Annotated in this window: 15 protein-coding genes; 2 read left to right on the forward strand and 13 right to left on the reverse strand. The window is 56.8% G+C overall.

The genetic code is table 11. The annotated features are described in order from the left end of the window. Positions 1–19: 19 nt before the first annotated feature. Positions 20–1,423 carry an oxygen-independent coproporphyrinogen III oxidase gene (hemN, locus tag GBK02_RS13315; RefSeq protein ID WP_203467119.1) on the reverse strand — a complete coding sequence of 468 codons (1,404 nt, stop codon included), beginning with the start codon at positions 1,421–1,423 and terminating at the stop codon, positions 20–22. A gap of 82 nt (positions 1,424–1,505) precedes the next feature. Here hemN and fnr point away from each other — a divergent pair, with 82 nt between their 5' ends. Then, positions 1,506–2,252, forward strand: a complete 747-nt coding sequence (gene fnr, locus GBK02_RS13320; RefSeq protein ID WP_371810491.1) for a fumarate/nitrate reduction transcriptional regulator Fnr — start codon at positions 1,506–1,508, stop codon at positions 2,250–2,252. A gap of 4 nt (positions 2,253–2,256) precedes the next feature. On the opposite strand, the gene GBK02_RS13325 is transcribed toward fnr, so the two are convergent. The 8 genes from GBK02_RS13325 to GBK02_RS13360 all read right to left on the reverse strand — a co-directional run bounded on the left by GBK02_RS13325 (position 2,257) and on the right by GBK02_RS13360 (position 9,379). Beyond that, positions 2,257–2,637: a SirB2 family protein gene (locus GBK02_RS13325; protein ID WP_203467120.1), complete on the reverse strand. Its 381-nt coding sequence runs from the start codon at positions 2,635–2,637 to the stop codon at positions 2,257–2,259. Further along, positions 2,637–3,935, reverse strand: coding sequence for a hypothetical protein (locus GBK02_RS13330; protein ID WP_203467121.1), 1,299 nt, complete (start codon positions 3,933–3,935; stop codon positions 2,637–2,639). The genes GBK02_RS13325 and GBK02_RS13330 overlap by 1 nt, the downstream gene beginning before the upstream one ends. Before the next feature lie 29 nt (positions 3,936–3,964). Continuing rightward, positions 3,965–4,189, reverse strand: a complete 225-nt coding sequence (locus GBK02_RS13335) for a DUF2249 domain-containing protein (protein WP_203467122.1) — start codon at positions 4,187–4,189, stop codon at positions 3,965–3,967. Continuing rightward, complete coding sequence (locus GBK02_RS13340; RefSeq protein WP_203467123.1) at positions 4,186–4,632, reverse strand: hemerythrin domain-containing protein; 447 nt, start codon at positions 4,630–4,632, stop codon at positions 4,186–4,188. The genes GBK02_RS13335 and GBK02_RS13340 overlap by 4 nt, the downstream gene beginning before the upstream one ends. Before the next feature lie 81 nt (positions 4,633–4,713). Beyond that, positions 4,714–5,454, reverse strand: a complete 741-nt coding sequence (locus GBK02_RS13345; RefSeq protein WP_203467124.1) for an MBL fold metallo-hydrolase — start codon at positions 5,452–5,454, stop codon at positions 4,714–4,716. 17 nt (positions 5,455–5,471) lie between these two features. Then, positions 5,472–6,095: a chemotaxis protein gene (locus GBK02_RS13350; RefSeq protein WP_203467125.1), complete on the reverse strand. Its 624-nt coding sequence runs from the start codon at positions 6,093–6,095 to the stop codon at positions 5,472–5,474. A gap of 92 nt (positions 6,096–6,187) precedes the next feature. Further along, positions 6,188–7,918, reverse strand: a complete 1,731-nt coding sequence (locus GBK02_RS13355) for an alpha/beta hydrolase (RefSeq protein WP_203469406.1) — start codon at positions 7,916–7,918, stop codon at positions 6,188–6,190. Between the two features lie 51 nt (positions 7,919–7,969). Then, positions 7,970–9,379 (reverse strand): MBL fold metallo-hydrolase RNA specificity domain-containing protein, encoded by a 1,410-nt coding sequence (locus GBK02_RS13360; RefSeq protein WP_203467126.1) that lies wholly within the window; start codon positions 9,377–9,379, stop codon positions 7,970–7,972. A gap of 82 nt (positions 9,380–9,461) precedes the next feature. Between GBK02_RS13360 and GBK02_RS13365 the strand changes: the two genes are divergently transcribed. Further along, entirely contained in the window at positions 9,462–9,905 is a 444-nt protein-coding gene (locus GBK02_RS13365) for a universal stress protein (RefSeq protein WP_203469407.1), read from the forward strand. Positions 9,906–9,950: 45 nt separating this feature from the next. On the opposite strand, the gene GBK02_RS13370 is transcribed toward GBK02_RS13365, so the two are convergent. The 4 genes from GBK02_RS13370 to GBK02_RS13385 form a co-directional block, all read right to left on the reverse strand. Continuing rightward, on the reverse strand, positions 9,951–10,664 hold the full coding sequence (locus GBK02_RS13370) for a hypothetical protein (protein WP_203467127.1): 714 nt from the start codon (positions 10,662–10,664) through the stop codon (positions 9,951–9,953). A gap of 99 nt (positions 10,665–10,763) precedes the next feature. Then, positions 10,764–11,903, reverse strand: coding sequence for an ABC transporter permease (locus GBK02_RS13375; protein ID WP_203467128.1), 1,140 nt, complete (start codon positions 11,901–11,903; stop codon positions 10,764–10,766). A 1-nt stretch (position 11,904) separates the two neighbouring features. Continuing rightward, positions 11,905–14,646 (reverse strand): ribosome-associated ATPase/putative transporter RbbA, encoded by a 2,742-nt coding sequence (rbbA, locus tag GBK02_RS13380; protein WP_203467129.1) that lies wholly within the window; start codon positions 14,644–14,646, stop codon positions 11,905–11,907. 6 nt (positions 14,647–14,652) lie between these two features. Further along, positions 14,653–15,639, reverse strand: a complete 987-nt coding sequence (locus GBK02_RS13385; protein WP_203467130.1) for an HlyD family secretion protein — start codon at positions 15,637–15,639, stop codon at positions 14,653–14,655. Between the last annotated feature and the right edge of the window lie 17 nt (positions 15,640–15,656).

The following is a 15,656-nucleotide window of genomic DNA, read 5'->3' on the forward strand; positions in this document are numbered from 1 at the left end:
CCTCTGCTGAACGCAGCGCTCAGATGACTTTCGAGTAGCGCGTCCGCTGGCGATCAGCCCGCAGATAACGATCAAAAACCATCGAAATTGCACGAACCAGCATCCGTCCCGGCGGCAGGACGGTAATCCAGTCACGCTCGATCTTGAGCAGACCACCACGCTCCATTTCGCGCATGTCTTCCAGCTCGGCAGCGAAATACTTGTGGAAATCAATCAAGTGAGCACTTTGGATGCTCTCGATGGACAATTCGAAGTGGCACATCAGGGCCTGGATGATCGAACGACGCAGAATATCGTCGGCATTCAGTTCAATGCCGCGGAACACCGGCAGCATCTGCTCATCGAGCCGATCGTAGTACTCATCAAGTGTCTTGACGTTCTGGCTGTAGGTCGGCCCGACCTTGCTGATCGACGAAATACCGAAAGACAGCATGTCGCAGTCAGCGTAGGTTGAATAGCCTTGGAAATTGCGATGCAAGCGCCCCTGACGCTGAGCCACAGCCAGCTCATCATCCGGTTTGGCAAAGTGATCCATGCCGATAAAGACGTAGCCAGCTTCGGTCAGCTTTTTGATCGCCAGGGCAAGAATTTGCAGTTTGGTATCGGCCGATGGCAAATCCGGCTCGGCGATCCGGCGCTGCGGCTTGAACAGGCTCGGCATGTGCGCATAGTTGTAGATCGACAGGCGATCCGGATCCATGGCCAGAACACGTTCCAGTGTCCGGTTGAATCCCATGACCGACTGATGCGGCAAGCCGTAGATCAAATCGACCGAAACTGATTTGAAACCGTTGGCCCGCGCGGCATTGATCACATTCGCCGTTTCTTCTTCGGTCTGGACGCGATTAACGGCAATCTGAACACGTTCGTCGAAGTCCTGGACGCCGACACTCATCCGGTTGAAACCCAGTTCACCAAGCAAAGCCACGGTTGCCGTATCGACCTTGCGCGGATCAACTTCGATCGAGTACTCACCGCCATCGAGCAACTTGAAATGCTTGCGGGTTTCGCTCATCAGTTGCCGCATTTCGTCATGCGACAGGAAAGTCGGCGTACCGCCACCCCAATGCAGCTGGATCACTTCATGCTCGCCGTCCTGACCGTCCAGGCTGGCGCTTTGCAGGGCAAGCTCCTTGGCAAGGTATTTCAGGTATTTGGCGCTGCGCCCGTGATCCTTGGTAATGATCTTGTTGCAGGCACAGTAATAGCAGATAGTGTTACAGAACGGTATGTGGAAGTATAATGACAGCGGACGGCTGATACCGCCGATGTTGCGCTTGCCGAGCCACAGTTTGGCAGCGTCCGAATCGAAAGCTTCGACGAAACGATCGGCCGTCGGATACGAAGTGTAGCGGGGGCCGTTGACGTCGAAGCGGCGAATGATCTGAGGATCGAATACGAGGTTTTCAGTTGCGAAATTCATTAAACATACCACCAAGAGTTGCACGGATTATGTTCGGATGGTGCCAAATCATGGTTGACATGGATCAAGCGAACGCAGGTTGATGATGCCCCAACAAACAGCTTCACAGGAAATTTCTCTTTCGGTCATCAAGACGGCGTGTTCGAACTGCAATCTGCGCGAACTCTGCCTACCCTTCGGACTCAACATTGACGAGCTCGAACGCCTGGATGACCTGGTATCGACCCGTCGCCGCATCAAGCGTGGCGACCACCTCTACCGGGCCGGAGAAACATTCGATGCAATTTACGCCATCCGTAGCGGCTTCTTCAAAACCGATGTGCTGCTTGAGGATGGCCGGGATCAGGTGACCGGGTTCCAGATGGCTGGCGAGCTGCTCGGACTTGACGGCATCAGCACTGAACACCACACCTGCAACGCGATCGCCCTCGAAGATAGTGAAATCTGCGCCATTCCGTTTTCGCAACTGGAAAGCCTGTCGCGTGAAATTCATACCTTGCAGCACCATTTTCACAAGGTCATGAGCCGCGAAATCGTCCGCGACCACGGCGTAATGATGCTGCTCGGCACCATGCGCGCCGAAGAGCGACTGGCCGCCTTCCTGCTCAATCTCTCGCAGCGATTCACGGCACGTGGTTTTTCTCACGCCGAGTTTTACCTGCGCATGACGCGCGAAGAAATCGGCAGCTACCTCGGCCTCAAGCTCGAAACGGTTTCGCGCGCCTTCTCCCGATTCCAAGAAGAAGGCCATATCGCCGTCCAGCAAAAACATATCCGGATCTTGAATGTTAACGGGCTGAAAGCCCTGATGAATCATCATCCCAACTGACTGACTACAAGCCGGGCAGCGGATTACGCGTCAGCGCAACACTGATGATGTAGGCGTAGGCGAGCAGCGCGAAACCCAGAAACATAGCGCGGATCGCCTTTGTCCTGCCCCGCTTGAGGGCAAACGTTCCAAAGACGATATAAGCCAGCAGCCCGAGAAATTTCGCGGTCAACCATCCGTTTACAAACGGATACTGCCCACTTGATATAGCCAGCAGCACGGCACTCCCGAGCAAGGTCGTATCGACAAGATGGGGCAGCAGCCTGACCAAGCGATGCTTCAGCAAGGACGAATCGGCAAGCATCCAGATTGCCCGCAGACAAAAGCCAAGACCGCTGAGCAACACGCACGTAACGTGTATGTGCTTTAGTGCCAGATAACTCATCACCGAGCCGCCAGCTTGAGCGCTATTTCAGCCGAATGCTTGCGATAGCGGGAAATAGCGAGGCTCAAGTTGAATCCGAGCCAGCCATTGGCCAATGCAAAGGCCACCCCGGCGGGACGAGCCAGCCATTCCGGGAAAAGCACGGCACCGAGCAAAAGCACCACGGCCAGCGCATAGCATTTCATCTGCCGCTGCATGTCGGCATCAGACAGGATCTTGTTCATGTTCGGCGCAACCACCTTGGCTTGCCCCTGGTTCTGCAAATGAAGCCAGGCAAGGAATGGAACAATCTTGTAGAGCATCCCGATGATGAAAGGGACAAATCCGCCAGCAAGCAATGTGATGCCAAAAAACAGGGTCCAGCCATCGATCTCCGAAGCAGCCGGCCACATTGCTGCGGTCAACAACATCAAAAGTGCAAAAATGCTGGCCGCCAAACCGATTTGCCAATAACGGTAAGTGGCATCAGCCCTCGCCCGCCGACGCTTGAGTTGAAGACGCAGGGTCAGCCCGGCAAAAGCCAGGCCGAGCAATGCGGTTATTCCCTGGACGACGCGGATCATGTTCGGTATATCGAAAAATACGGCACCGCTCCAAAGCAGGACGATGAGCAACATGCAGCACGGGAACAGCCAGCCCGGACGTGCGGGATAACCTGGCGTCAGCTGGAACATCGGCACAACCACATAAGCAATGGCTGCCAACAGGACGCCGGCCCAAGCCCCGAGCCCCCAGGCTGCATGCAAATCAGCCAGCATAGGCAGCGGCAAAGGCCAGCCATGAGCCAGCCCCCAAGCCATCAGCACGCCAAGTCCGACCACGCCAGCCAGCCCGGCCAGCGCAAGCTTCAAGCCAAGAATCGTCGGGCTGGTGGATCGGACACCAATCAGGGCATGAGTTGTCGCCCCCAGAATCAGCAGTGCCGTCAACAAAAGCACCCCGGCCGCAACGCTGAGCAACAACGGGCTTCCGAAATAGAAGCCGCCAGCCAGCAGGCACGTGCCCAGCGTCAGCCCACTATGCAACATGGCCGAGAGCCGCAAGGGGCGCCACAGATTGGCCCCCGCCACGACAGGAAAAATCTGGACCAGCGCCCCCAGCATGACTTGCAGCATGAAACCGACGGTCAACAAGTGCGTTACGGCCAACGTCCCCGGCATCCAGCGCGAGGAAAACAGCGAGGGGCCTTCTACGATCAGTAACAGGCCGGCCAGCACACCAAACAAGGGTGCCGTGATAAAAAACCGAAAAGGCGCCATCAAAGGCGGCGCATTTTCAAAGGCCAGCAGTGCTTGCATTCAAAGCCCCGAAAAAACCCGGTCAATCCTCACCAGATGAGGATTTCGAATGTGCCATCCGGCATCAGTTCGGTTTCGTGCGAATGGCCATTCTGGGCCAGCACCTTATAAAGCGGATGGGGTTCGCGGTAAAGAAGGAGGAGCATTTTTTCCCCTTCCTTCAGCGTGTCGAGCATTTCCATGGTCTGGACAAATGGCTCGGGCGGTTCCATGAACCTGGCATCAACGACATGAGGAGTTTTAGGATGAGTCATGCTTCTGAGAGTTCTGCTTCAAGCCGTTCAAGAACGGCGGATAACTCTGCCGACAGGTGTTGATCACACATCGGGTAGAGAATGTTTTCTTCTTTCATGTTGTGCTGCTGCATCATGATCAGCAAGGTTTCCGCCTGACCGAGGTAATCCTCGGCCTCGCCGGCCAGCAAAGACGCATCCGCCTCGTCGAGCAGGGAGCGCATCTGTGCATGTTCCATACGCATCACCTGGGTCGGCCCCATGGTCATCCCGGTCTTCGCTTCAAACGTCGGAAACAGTGTTTTTTCTTCGGTATCGAAATGTGCCAGCACAGCGGAACGAAAGTGCCCGAAACTGGCCCGTGCAAGATTGAAATCCTTTTTGGCAACAGCTTGCTCGGCTTCGGCGAACAGGTCATCACAGCGGCGATGATCATCGGTCATAAAACTGCGGATACTGGTCATGATTCACTCACGGCGTTTGGATGGCTTCATTTTCGGGGCTGCACTACGCAGCCACCTTGACCGCCGTCAAATCACAAAAAATCAGGCGGCAACAATACCGACCTGCAATTCATCAAACCAATTAATGAAACGTTGCACATCTGCGCCACGGTAAATTGCACCATGTTGCGGACACAACATGTCGATTTCCATTTTCGCAGCGCGCTCGCACCAGCGACGCTTGGCTTCATTCGAGCCCATCCAGCGCCGGTGAAAACCCTCGGCGTGGCGGATGTGCTTGTCAAAATCCTCGACGAACAAGGCATCCTCTGACGGCGGCAGCAAAGCTGCACCGACATCGCCGGAAAAGAGAATCTTGGCAATCTTGTCATACAGGTGGAAATTTCCCGACGAGTGCAGGAAATGGGCAGGGACAGCCTGAAGATGAAGCCCTTCGAGGGATATATCGATTCCCTCGTCCGGAATTGCAACAAACGTTTCCGCCGTACCGCCAAAATGCGGAATGAAGCTGCTCCACAACCAACTGACATAGCAGCGCATCTGGGGATTGAATTCGAGCCACAAAGCCAGAGATGAACAAATATCCGGATCCTGATGCGAGGCAAAAATACCGCTCAGCAAGGAGGGATCGAATTCGGTAGACAAAGCCGAAAAAACTGCAGGAAAAACCTCAGCACCGCCGGGATCAAGCAACAGGCCACGCCCGCCATGGGTCACCAGATACTCGTTGGTATCGATGATGTAGCCAGGCTTGTTGGGGTCACGGACAATGGCAATCCACTTGTGGTTGCCTTCCTGGAAAATGGTTTTTGTTGTTTTCATTGATCCCTCGCTTGATTTCAATGTCCGGTGAAAAAAGCCGAACGGCGCAACGACTCCAGTGAGTCGCGAATTTCTTCGACAATCCCGTCAAACTCACCGGAAACCTGAGCCAGCGCCGGGGCAAAACTTTGCCCGTAGGCGGCTTCAATTTTGGCCGATTTAGCCAGTACACCGCCCAATTCAACCATTCTGAAGGCATCTTCAAGCGCACGTTTCAATTGGTTGCGCAAACTGCTCAGGCGGCGCTCATGCTGATCATTTTCAATTTCACGCTGGCGCAGGACAGGTACTACGGAACCATTGGTGGTCAGTTGATCGGTCTGGCGCAACAACCGGGTAAAACGAATATCCTTCAGAACGATCGAAACCTCATCGACGCAACCGTGAATCAGGCCGGTAAGGGATTCCATGCAGGTCCGTAGATCCTGAGAAAACACACGCAGCTCATTTGACAGGACGCCGAAGCCAAGTGCGGCCGTTCCCGCCCGCTTGGCCAGGAAAATGGCATTCAGTGCCATGATGTTGATCTTGAAGGAAACACCAACAACCCGCTTGATTTCTTCATTGATCCGGACGATGCGCAAAAGATCGGCACCAGCCCGCGATGTTTTGGCATTCACTGCCATCAAGGCATCTGTCATTTATGTTCTACCGTGAAGTCCCCAGTCAGCGGCTAATGTACCAATTCGTACCGTGGACGCATAGCCCACGGTCGATTCACAGTAAGCGGAGCCTATTTTTCGAGAACGTAAGTCCCGGGCGCATCGGCCAGTGACGGGAACTTGCGACTGGCCGCCGGATAGGCTTCAACCAGTTCGCCGGTTCTTTCACCAAGCCATGCGGTCCAGTCGTCCCACCAGGTTCCCGGTTTCTTTTCAGCACGCTCCATCCAGTGCTCCCAATGCTCGTTCCGCTCAGGCTCGGCAATCCAGTAAGCCCGTTTGGGCGGATTGGCCGGCGGATTGACGATACCGAGAATATGGCCCGAGGTAGACAGTACGAAACGCACCGGTGCTGCAACATTGATGTACTTGCGAATGCGGTAGCACTGCTTCCACGGGGCAATGTGGTCATCCTCTGCCGTGACGGCGTAAAGCGGCTGGACGATCTGATCGAGATCGATCGACTCTCCGGCAATGTTCAGCTTGTCGCGCTTGATCAGATTGTTGTGCAGGTACATTTCACGCAGGTAATAGGCATGCATGGCCTGCGGCATGCGCGTCGTATCCATGTTCCAGAACAGCACGTCGAATGGCGGCAGCTTCTCGCCAAGCAGATAGCTCTTGACCCAGTAGTGCCAGATCAGGCTGTTTGAGCGCAAAAGGCGGAAGGAACTGGCCATTTCGGCACCATCCAGGTAACCCTTCTTAGCCATCGATTCTTCCAGCGCATTGATGCAGGCTTCGTCGATAAAGACATCGATATCGCCTGGATGCGAGAAATCCGTCAGGGTGGTGAATAGCGTCCAGTGCGCCACAGGCACCTTGCCTGGGGCAAAACGCTTGTTGGCCCAGGCCATGTAAGTACTGACCAGCGTACCGCCAATGCAGTAACCGACGAGATGAACTTTCTCCACCTTGCAGAACTCGGTTGCCACGCGAACCGCTTCATTGACGCCTTCAAGCAGATAGTCGTCAAGACGAATATCCGACATTTCCGGCGTCGGATTTTTCCAACTGGTAATGAAGACTGAAAAACCCTGGTCGGTCAGGTGCTTGACCATGCTTTTCTTGGCCGTCAGGTCAAGAATGTAGAACTTGTTGATCCACGGCGTCGTAATGACGATCGGCATCGCCCGGACTTTCTCGGTCGTTGGCGTGTAATGGATGACTTCAAGCAGGCGATTGCGGAAAACCACTTTGCCCGGCGTGGTTGCCAGGTCCTTGCCGACGACGAAGGCATCCGGCTCGACCATCAGGATATTCTTGGCCTTGGCATCCCGCTGGAAATTCTCCCAGCCCTGACGCAGGCTTTCGCCATTGGTTTCGACAGCCCGCTCCATCGCCTCCGGATTGAGCCAGAAGAAGTTGGTCGGGGCTACCATGTTGAGCCATTTACGCAACCAGAACGCCGCCCGACGCCGCTCCTTGTCGGACAGGCCGGGCGTTTCGAAGTACATGTCCTGCAAACGGTGAGTGAAGGCCAGGTACCACTCCTTGATGATGTCCCAACTGGCCGAATCAGTCCAAACCGGCTTGCTGAAACGGGCATCATCGGCATTCGGCTGGATCACATCTTCGGAAGGAATCCCCATGGCGCGACGCAAGACATGAGACTGCAAAGCGAAAAGATCGCTCGACAGCGCGTTGACCGCACGGGTCAGCTCCTGAGGGTGCATCATCCACGCCATCTGGGCGGACAGCAGCGAAGTCGTCACGCCATACGGATCAAGAGCGGCACCAATTGCCTTGCCGACAGATTCGGCCGGACTCAGTGTATTGATATCGATCCCGCCGTGTTGCATTGCTCCATTACCCGCCATTTGCTTCACCTTTTCTCATTTTCCGAATGCATATTACAGTGTCACGAACTCGCCAGGGCGAGGCATCTGCACGTTTAACCAAGCCAGTTTATCCTTGATGGCTTGCGCCAGGTCGGCCGATGCACCGGCCTCGCCATGGACCACGAAGGTTTGCCCCGGTGGATGACGAAAACCGCCCAGCCAGCCGAGCAATGCCCCCTGATCGGCATGAGCTGAAAGTCCGCCGACGGTATAGATACGGGCCCTGACAGGAACAGGCTGACCAAAGATATGAACCAGTCGCGCGCCATCGACCAAGCGTCGCCCCAAAGTGCCAGCCGCCTGAAATCCGGTGATCAGGATCGTACATTCGCTGCGTGGCAGATTTTCACGCAGGTGATACTTGATGCGCCCGGCCTCACACATGCCGCTGGCGGAAACAATCACGGCACCGCTGCGAATATCGTTCAGCGCCTTGGAGTGATCGGCATCGGAGACGAACTCGATGTGCATTTTGTCCGGATGCGCGCCAAGCCAGTCGATCAGATCCCGCGTTTCAGGATCGAGCAATTCACGATGCGCCATCGTGATATGTGTCGCCTTGCTGGCCATGGGCGAATCGACATAAACCTTGAGCGGGCTGATCCGCTTGCGCCGAACCAGATCGGCCAGCATGTACAGCAACTCCTGGGTTCGCCCGACCGCAAAAGCCGGAATGATCAGGTTGCCGTGCGCAGCGCGTGTACGCTCGAAGGCATCGACGATTTCCTCTTCTGTTTCAATCATCGAACGATGCATGCGGTTACCGTAAGTCGATTCCACCAGCAGCACATCCGCCTCGGTCGGTTGAGCAGGATCGCAGAGAACCGGCCGCCCCGGCATACCGAGATCGCCGGAAAAAATCATTTTCCGCGGTCGACCTTCACCGGAAACCGTAATTTCAAGCTGGGCCGAACCCAGGATGTGGCCGGCATCGCGAAAAACAACGTTAACTGTTTCGACCGGATTGAACGGTTGACCGTAAGACACCGGCTTTAACTGCTCAAGTGCCGACAAGGCCTGAGCAACGGAATAGAGCGGCGCAGGAATGCCCCGTTCGCCCATACCGCGACGGTGCCGGTGGCGCAACTGCCACTCGGCCTCCTTTTCCTGGATATGGGCGCTGTCGGGCAACAAAACCTCAAGCAGGTCGATCGTTGCCGGGGTTGCGTAAATCGGCCCCTTGTAACCCAGCATCGAGAGACGCGGCAGCAATCCGGCATGATCGATGTGGGCATGCGTCAGCAAAACAAAGTCGATCTTGCGGACATCAAAGCCGAAATTGAGGGCTCGCTGATTCTTCTGGCGAGCCTCCGGGCCGCCTTGAAACATGCCGCAGTCAACGAGAAAGCGGATATTTCCTGTCTCGACCAGATAACAGGAACCGGTGACCTCGCCTGCTGCTCCCAGAAAACCGAGTCGCATGGTTGATTTCCTCCTGACTTGGCGTAGCATGAACCTCAAGAAGGCCGAATGCAACGGCATTGCACAGTTTCAGGAGGTGACCATGTTCAAACATATTCTTGTCCCAACCGACGGTTCCGAACTCTCGCGCGCCACGGCACAACGTGCTGTTTCCTTTGCCAAGGAAGCAGGTGCCCGGGTAACCGTCTTTTTTGCCAAACCGGAGTACCCGATCGCCTATTTTGGCGAAGGGGCGCTGATCGACCCGACCACGCCGGAGAAATTTGCCGAAATGGCTGACCAGCAAGCCACGGAATATCTGGGCGAAGTGCAGAAGTTCTGTGCTGAAAATGGCGTCGAATGCAGCATCACCTCGGCAACGAGCGATGTTCCCTACGAAGCCATCATTCAGGCAGCAGAAACTTCAGGATGTGACCTGATTTTCATGGCATCCCACGGTCGACGCGGGATCAGCGGCTTTTTGCTGGGCAGTGAAACCAACAAGGTGCTGACGCACTCGAAGGTTCCGGTGCTGGTCTATCGCTGACCAAACCGCGAGTCAGTCCCCTGAGGGCTGACTCGCGCTGTCGACTTAGCGCATTACACAGCGCCCGGTGTCTTCGGGCTTGATACGGCAGAGCAGTTTGCCGCTTTGTGTATCGATAAAGCTGAGTGAAGTCAGTCGCCCGATCAGATAGCGTTTCTTCAACGTGAAGTCGGTCGGTCTGCTGTACGTTGCCTTCCAGAAGGTAGTGCTCTCGCTGAGCAGTGGCGCTTCAAGGCTGAGCGTCGCCATCAGGCCGACATGTTCGCTGGCGCTTGCCGGCAGATCTGCAACGAAACCGGCATCGTCGTCGACTTTGCGTGGATAAAAATCGTAGAGATTCGCAAAGGCCAGAAAGTAGTCGTAGCGCCAACTGACTTTCATGTTTTGCGTTTCCCCGATCTTGTCTTCAAAGGCATAAGCGCCACGTTCAACCTGTACCGACTGCAGCGGCAGGAATTTGTAGCGATAGTAGTCGTCGACCGCAGAATTCGCATTGGGCTGCCAACTCCAGCCTTCAGCAATCTGATTGAATGCCATGCGATAACGCGCTTCGACCCGATCGCCCTCCGGCTCGAAACTCAAGCCGGCATTCGTCAGATCGACGGCAACTTCAACCACGCGGCCGATATTTGCCTGAAGTTCCGGCTCGGACAGACGCGCCATGGCCTCGAACTGCCGGTCGGCAGGTTCGGCGGCATGCAGTGAGCCAAAAAAGGCGGCGACCGTGGCCGCCGTGAAGATATATCTGAGGGAGATCATTTCGCATATTGTGTCGCCATAAGGGCGAATCACGGGGCCGATAGTGCGCCTTTGGGCAGCATCAAGCCCATGATGCATATCAACATTTTCTGATGCAATTTAGATTTGCGTCTGGCTGACGGCCTTGCGGAAGCGGACCAGGGCAACGGCAAAGAAACAGCTGCCGACCAGGCTCATCGCGAGCAGATCACGCCAGACAACGTCAAAACCTGCGCCACGATACAAAATGCCCTGGGCCAGCCGGACAAAGTAAGTCGTCGGTGCTGCCAGCATCAGATGCTGGACCAGCTGCGGCATGCTTTCGCGCGGCGTGATACCGCCTGACAGCATCAGCAAGGGGATGATCGACAAGATGATCAACAAACCCAGTTGCGGCATCGAACGGGCCAGGGTGCCGAGAAAAATACCGATTGAGGCGGCCGCAAAGAGATAGCAGGCGGCCGCCGTGAGAAAAAGTGGTACCGAACCGGCAATCGGCACCTTGAGCACTTGTTCGACCATCACGATCAGGGCAAAGCTTGCCCCGAGCAGAACGGCCAGGCCATTGGCCCAGATCTTGGCCATCATGATCTCAAAGGGAGTCAGCGGCATGACCAGCAAGTGCTCGATGGTGCCGTGCTCTCTTTCTCGGATGAATGCTGCACCGACGAGAATGATGGTCAGCATGGTCACATTGTTGATCACCTCCATGACGCCGCCGAACCACACGCCGGTCAGATTCGGATTGAAACGTACCCGCGTCGTCAGCCTGATTGGCGTTGCGCCGGCCTCCCGCGTACCGGTCAGGTATTCGCTGATTTCACCGAGGGCGATGCTCTTGATGTAGCTGGCACCGATAAACGCCTGGGCCATGATCGTCGCATCGATATTCAACTGTATTTCCGGATGGCGACCCGCCTGGATGTCGTGCTGGAAATTGGCCGGGATAACCAGGGAAAACGAGTAACGTCCGGCATCCATGCCGGCATCCAGTTCAGCCAGCGTGGTTTGCTGCGGTGTACTGAAATAAGGCGGGTAAAAAGCATCGACAATGCGTCGAGACAGCGGTGAATGGTCCTCATCGACGACCGCCAGCGGGGCATTGTGCAATTCCTGGGAGACACCGGTTGCCGCGGTATAAATCGCCCCGCTGAAAGCCCAGACAATCAGCGCCAGCAAAACCTTGTCTGCCCACAGGCTTTTCAGCTCTTTCACGCCAAGACGATAGATATTGCTCAGGCTGTGCAGCAGCGCATGCATGCTATTTCTCCTGCTTCCTGAGCAAAAGCACGGAAAGCAAGGTGAGCAGGGGAATGAAAGCGGCCAGCGCGACAAACTGCGGCAGCAAGTCAATCATGCCCAGCGCCTTGGTGAAGGCACCGCGACTGATCACCAGAAAATAACTGGCCGGGAAAAACTGGCCTATCCAGTAACTGAACCCTTCAAGCGAAGCGACCGGCGTGGTCAGCCCGGAAAACTGCACGGTCGGCAAGATCGTCAGAATGGCCGTTCCGAACAAGGCCGCAATTTGGGTATGCGTAAAGGTCGAGATCAGCAGGCCCAGCCCGGTCGTGACAATCACATAGAGAAATGCGCCACAGCACAGCGCAAGCAAACTGCCCTTGATCGGCACATGGAACATCAGCTGCGACTGAATGACGAGCAGGACAAAACTGATCAAGGCCACGCCGATATAAGGCAATTGCTTGCCCAGCAGGAATTCAAGCCGAGTCACCGGCGTCACATAGAGATTGGTAATCGAGCCCAGCTCTTTTTCGCGGACAACCCCGAGCGCCATCAAAATGGCCGGGATGAAAATCAGCAGGATGGGAATGACCGCCGGCACCATGGCGTAAATACTTTTGAAATCCTGGTTGTAGCGATAACGCGAAATGATGTTGGCCGGATAAGTTGTCTCGATACCGCTCGCTTCGCGAATCATCTGCTGGACATATTGCAAATGGACGCCCTGTGCGTAGCCGCGGACGGTTTCGCCGCGATAAGGCATTGCACCATCGACCCAGATACCGACTTCCGGCCAGTGACTGCGCCGCAAATCGCTGCCGAAACGCGGAGGAATATCGATCGCCAGCGATAATTCGCCATTTTTCATTCGCCGGTCGAGATCGGCATCGTCGATGATTGCCGGTTGCTCGATGAAATAGCGCGAACCGGCAATATTGGCGATGTACGCCCGGCTTTCCGGCGACTGGTCTCGATCGAGTACGGCAAAACGCAAGCCTTCGACATCCAGTGAAATACCGAAGCCGAGCACGAACATCAACAGCACCGAGCCGAGCAAGGCAAATGCCAGGCGAATCGGATCACGACGCAGTTCGAGCGTTTCGCGATAGGCGTAGCCAAGCAGGCGGCGCAGGCTGAACCAGGCGGGCGGCAAAGGTTCGAGCCGGGTTTCATGGCTTTGAGCAAGGTCGACCGCGGAGGTGAGCGTTTGTGGAACCTCCTTGCTCGCGCCGGTCGCGGTCTCCAGGTAATCGATAAATGCCTCTTCGAGCGTCGCCTTGCCCCGCGCCGCACACAAACCGGCCGGCGTATCGCTGGCCAGCACCTTGCCGGCATGCATCAAGGAGATCCGGTCGCAGCGGGCAGCCTCGTTCATGAAATGCGTCGAGATGAAAATGGTCACGCCCTGCTCGCGGGAAAGCTCGACCAGCAGCGTCCAGAATGCATCGCGCGCCACCGGATCCACCCCGGAAGTCGGCTCGTCGAGAATCAGCAAGGCCGGTTCGTGCACCACCGCAACGGCGAGCGACAAACGCTGCCGGATACCCAGCGGCAAATCGAGCGCCGGCACATCGGCATAAATTTCCAGGCCGAAACGCTGCATCAGCAGGGCGATGCGCGAAATACGCCGATCATCCGGCAAATGAAAGAGTCGGGCGTGCAATTCAAGGTTGGCCCGAACCGACAATTCGCCGTACAGGGAGAAACCCTGCGACATGTAGCCAACCTGCTTGCGCGTTTCAAGGTCGGTCGCATCGACTTGCTGGCCGAACAGACGAGCCAGGCCTTCACTCGGCGGCAAAAGCCCGGTCAGCATTTTCATCGTCGTCGTCTTGCCGCAGCCATTCGACCCGAGAAAGCCAAAAATCTCACCACGCTCAATCCGGAAACTGACGCGGTCGACCGCCGTAAAGTCGCCAAAACGCTGCGACAAGGCCTCTGCTTCGATGGCCAGCCCCCCGCGCTGGGCACTGCGCGGCGGAATGATCAATTCGCGATGCGTCTGGCGCCGCGCTTCGGGCAACAGGGCAATGAATGCGGCATCAAGCGACGTTTGCCCGGTGGCATCGAGCAAGTCGGACGGCGCACCCTCGCCGATCACCCGGCCGGCGTCCATCGCCACCAGCCAGTCGAACTGCTCGGCCTCTTCCATGTAGGCCGTTGCGACAAGCACACTCATCCCCGTCCGGTGCTGGCGTATGCGCGCGATCAGTTGCCAGAACTGGCGGCGGGACAGCGGATCGACCCCCGTCGTCGGCTCATCCAGAATAAGCAGATCGGGATCGTGGATCAGCGCACAGCACAAGCCAAGTTTTTGCTTCATGCCCCCGGACAGCTTGCTCGCCGGACGATCACGAAACGAGCTCAGGCCGGTACTTTCCAGCAGGACCGAGATGCGCTGCTCGCGCTCGGCATGCCCCAGCCCGAACAAGCGGCCGAAGAAATCGACATTTTCGAAGACCGACAAAGTCGGGTAAAGATTCTTGCCCAGGCCTTGCGGCATGTATGCGATGCGCGGCTGGACCTGCGCCCGGAAGCGGGCGTTGGCAATATCGCCGCCCAGCACCTCGACCCGCCCCGACTGAATCTGGCGCGCCCCCGCAACCAAGGCCAGCAATGATGACTTGCCCACACCGTCAGGGCCGATCAAGCCGACCATGCAAGCTGCCGGCAGGGCTATGTCCACCCGGTCGAGAGCGACGGATGTTGCATAGCGATGACTCACGCCCTGCAAACAAGCCACCGGCTGACGTTCCATGGCGCCCTACTTCCCGCTCACCTGCAAATTGGCCGGCCAGACGGCGTCAGGCTGCAGACGGACATAAGCCACCCCCGGCATACCGGCCTTGGCAAGATCGGCATGCGCCTCCAGCCAGGCCGGATCCGGCTTGATTTTCAGGCGGAACATCAATTTTTCCCGCTCACTCCGGGTTTCGACCTCGCGCGGCGTAAATTGCGCTTTCGGCGCAACAAAACTGACCCGACCGGGAATCACCTGCCCGGGCAAGGCATCGAGCACAATCCGGGCTTCGCTGTTCAGGGCGACCTGCCCCGCAATTTCGGTCGGCAAGTAAATAGTCAGGTACATATCCGACAAATCGAGCAAGGTCAGCACCTTGCCACCAGCCGCCAGGACCTCGCCGCTCTCGGCGAGCCGGTAAAGTACACGGCCACTGATCGGCGCCTTGAGATCGGTATCGTTGACATTGACCTTGAGGCTATCGACCCGGGCATCGGCTGCAGCGACCGCCGCTTCAGCCTCGGCCACACGGCTCTGCGCCTGCGACTGGCCGGCCTGCACGCCCTGCAAACCGCTGCTATCACGATCGAGCTTGTCGCCACTGATGAAGCCACGACCGACCAGTTCCCTGGAGCGCTGCAGTGTTTTTCCGGCCAGCAACACGTCGCTGTCCGCCTTGCGTACGCCCGCCCGTGCCTCATTCACGGCCTGCCGGGCCTGGCGGGCCTGCGCTTCGGCCAGACGCAACTGGGCGCGCAGATCATCGGCATCAAGTCGGGCAAGCACGGCCCCCGCCTGCACCTGATCGCCTTCGCGAACATCCACCCGGCCCAGGCGCCCGGCGATTTTGGTAGCGACATCAACCTCGATCGCTTCGAGTCGCCCATTTCCGGCAGCCAGGCCGGCCGGCAGACCGACGGGGCGCTGCAAGTAGAGAAAGTAGGCCAATGCTGCGGTCGACCCGGCTAAAACCAGGAAAAACAGCATTTTGATCAGACGAGAACGGTTCATATACCACCTCATTCGAA

Source organism: Dechloromonas sp. TW-R-39-2, from assembly GCF_016864195.1.
GTDB lineage: Bacteria > Pseudomonadota > Gammaproteobacteria > Burkholderiales > Rhodocyclaceae > Azonexus.

Bases quoted from the DNA above. Each gene is read 5' to 3' on its own strand.
- hemN (WP_203467119.1), bottom strand. From the start codon at position 1,423: ATGAATTTCGCAACTGAAAACCTCGTATTCGATCCTCAGATCATTCGC.
- fnr (WP_371810491.1), top strand. From the start codon at position 1,506: ATGATGCCCCAACAAACAGCTTCACAGGAAATTTCTCTTTCGGTCATC.
- GBK02_RS13325 (WP_203467120.1), bottom strand. From the start codon at position 2,637: ATGAGTTATCTGGCACTAAAGCACATACACGTTACGTGCGTGTTGCTC.
- GBK02_RS13330 (WP_203467121.1), bottom strand. From the start codon at position 3,935: ATGCAAGCACTGCTGGCCTTTGAAAATGCGCCGCCTTTGATGGCGCCT.
- GBK02_RS13335 (WP_203467122.1), bottom strand. From the start codon at position 4,189: ATGACTCATCCTAAAACTCCTCATGTCGTTGATGCCAGGTTCATGGAA.
- GBK02_RS13340 (WP_203467123.1), bottom strand. From the start codon at position 4,632: ATGACCAGTATCCGCAGTTTTATGACCGATGATCATCGCCGCTGTGAT.
- GBK02_RS13345 (WP_203467124.1), bottom strand. From the start codon at position 5,454: ATGAAAACAACAAAAACCATTTTCCAGGAAGGCAACCACAAGTGGATT.
- GBK02_RS13350 (WP_203467125.1), bottom strand. From the start codon at position 6,095: ATGACAGATGCCTTGATGGCAGTGAATGCCAAAACATCGCGGGCTGGT.
- GBK02_RS13355 (WP_203469406.1), bottom strand. From the start codon at position 7,918: ATGCAACACGGCGGGATCGATATCAATACACTGAGTCCGGCCGAATCT.
- GBK02_RS13360 (WP_203467126.1), bottom strand. From the start codon at position 9,379: ATGCGACTCGGTTTTCTGGGAGCAGCAGGCGAGGTCACCGGTTCCTGT.
- GBK02_RS13365 (WP_203469407.1), top strand. From the start codon at position 9,462: ATGTTCAAACATATTCTTGTCCCAACCGACGGTTCCGAACTCTCGCGC.
- GBK02_RS13370 (WP_203467127.1), bottom strand. From the start codon at position 10,664: ATGATCTCCCTCAGATATATCTTCACGGCGGCCACGGTCGCCGCCTTT.
- GBK02_RS13375 (WP_203467128.1), bottom strand. From the start codon at position 11,903: ATGCATGCGCTGCTGCACAGCCTGAGCAATATCTATCGTCTTGGCGTG.
- rbbA (WP_203467129.1), bottom strand. From the start codon at position 14,646: ATGGAACGTCAGCCGGTGGCTTGTTTGCAGGGCGTGAGTCATCGCTAT.
- GBK02_RS13385 (WP_203467130.1), bottom strand. From the start codon at position 15,639: ATGAACCGTTCTCGTCTGATCAAAATGCTGTTTTTCCTGGTTTTAGCC.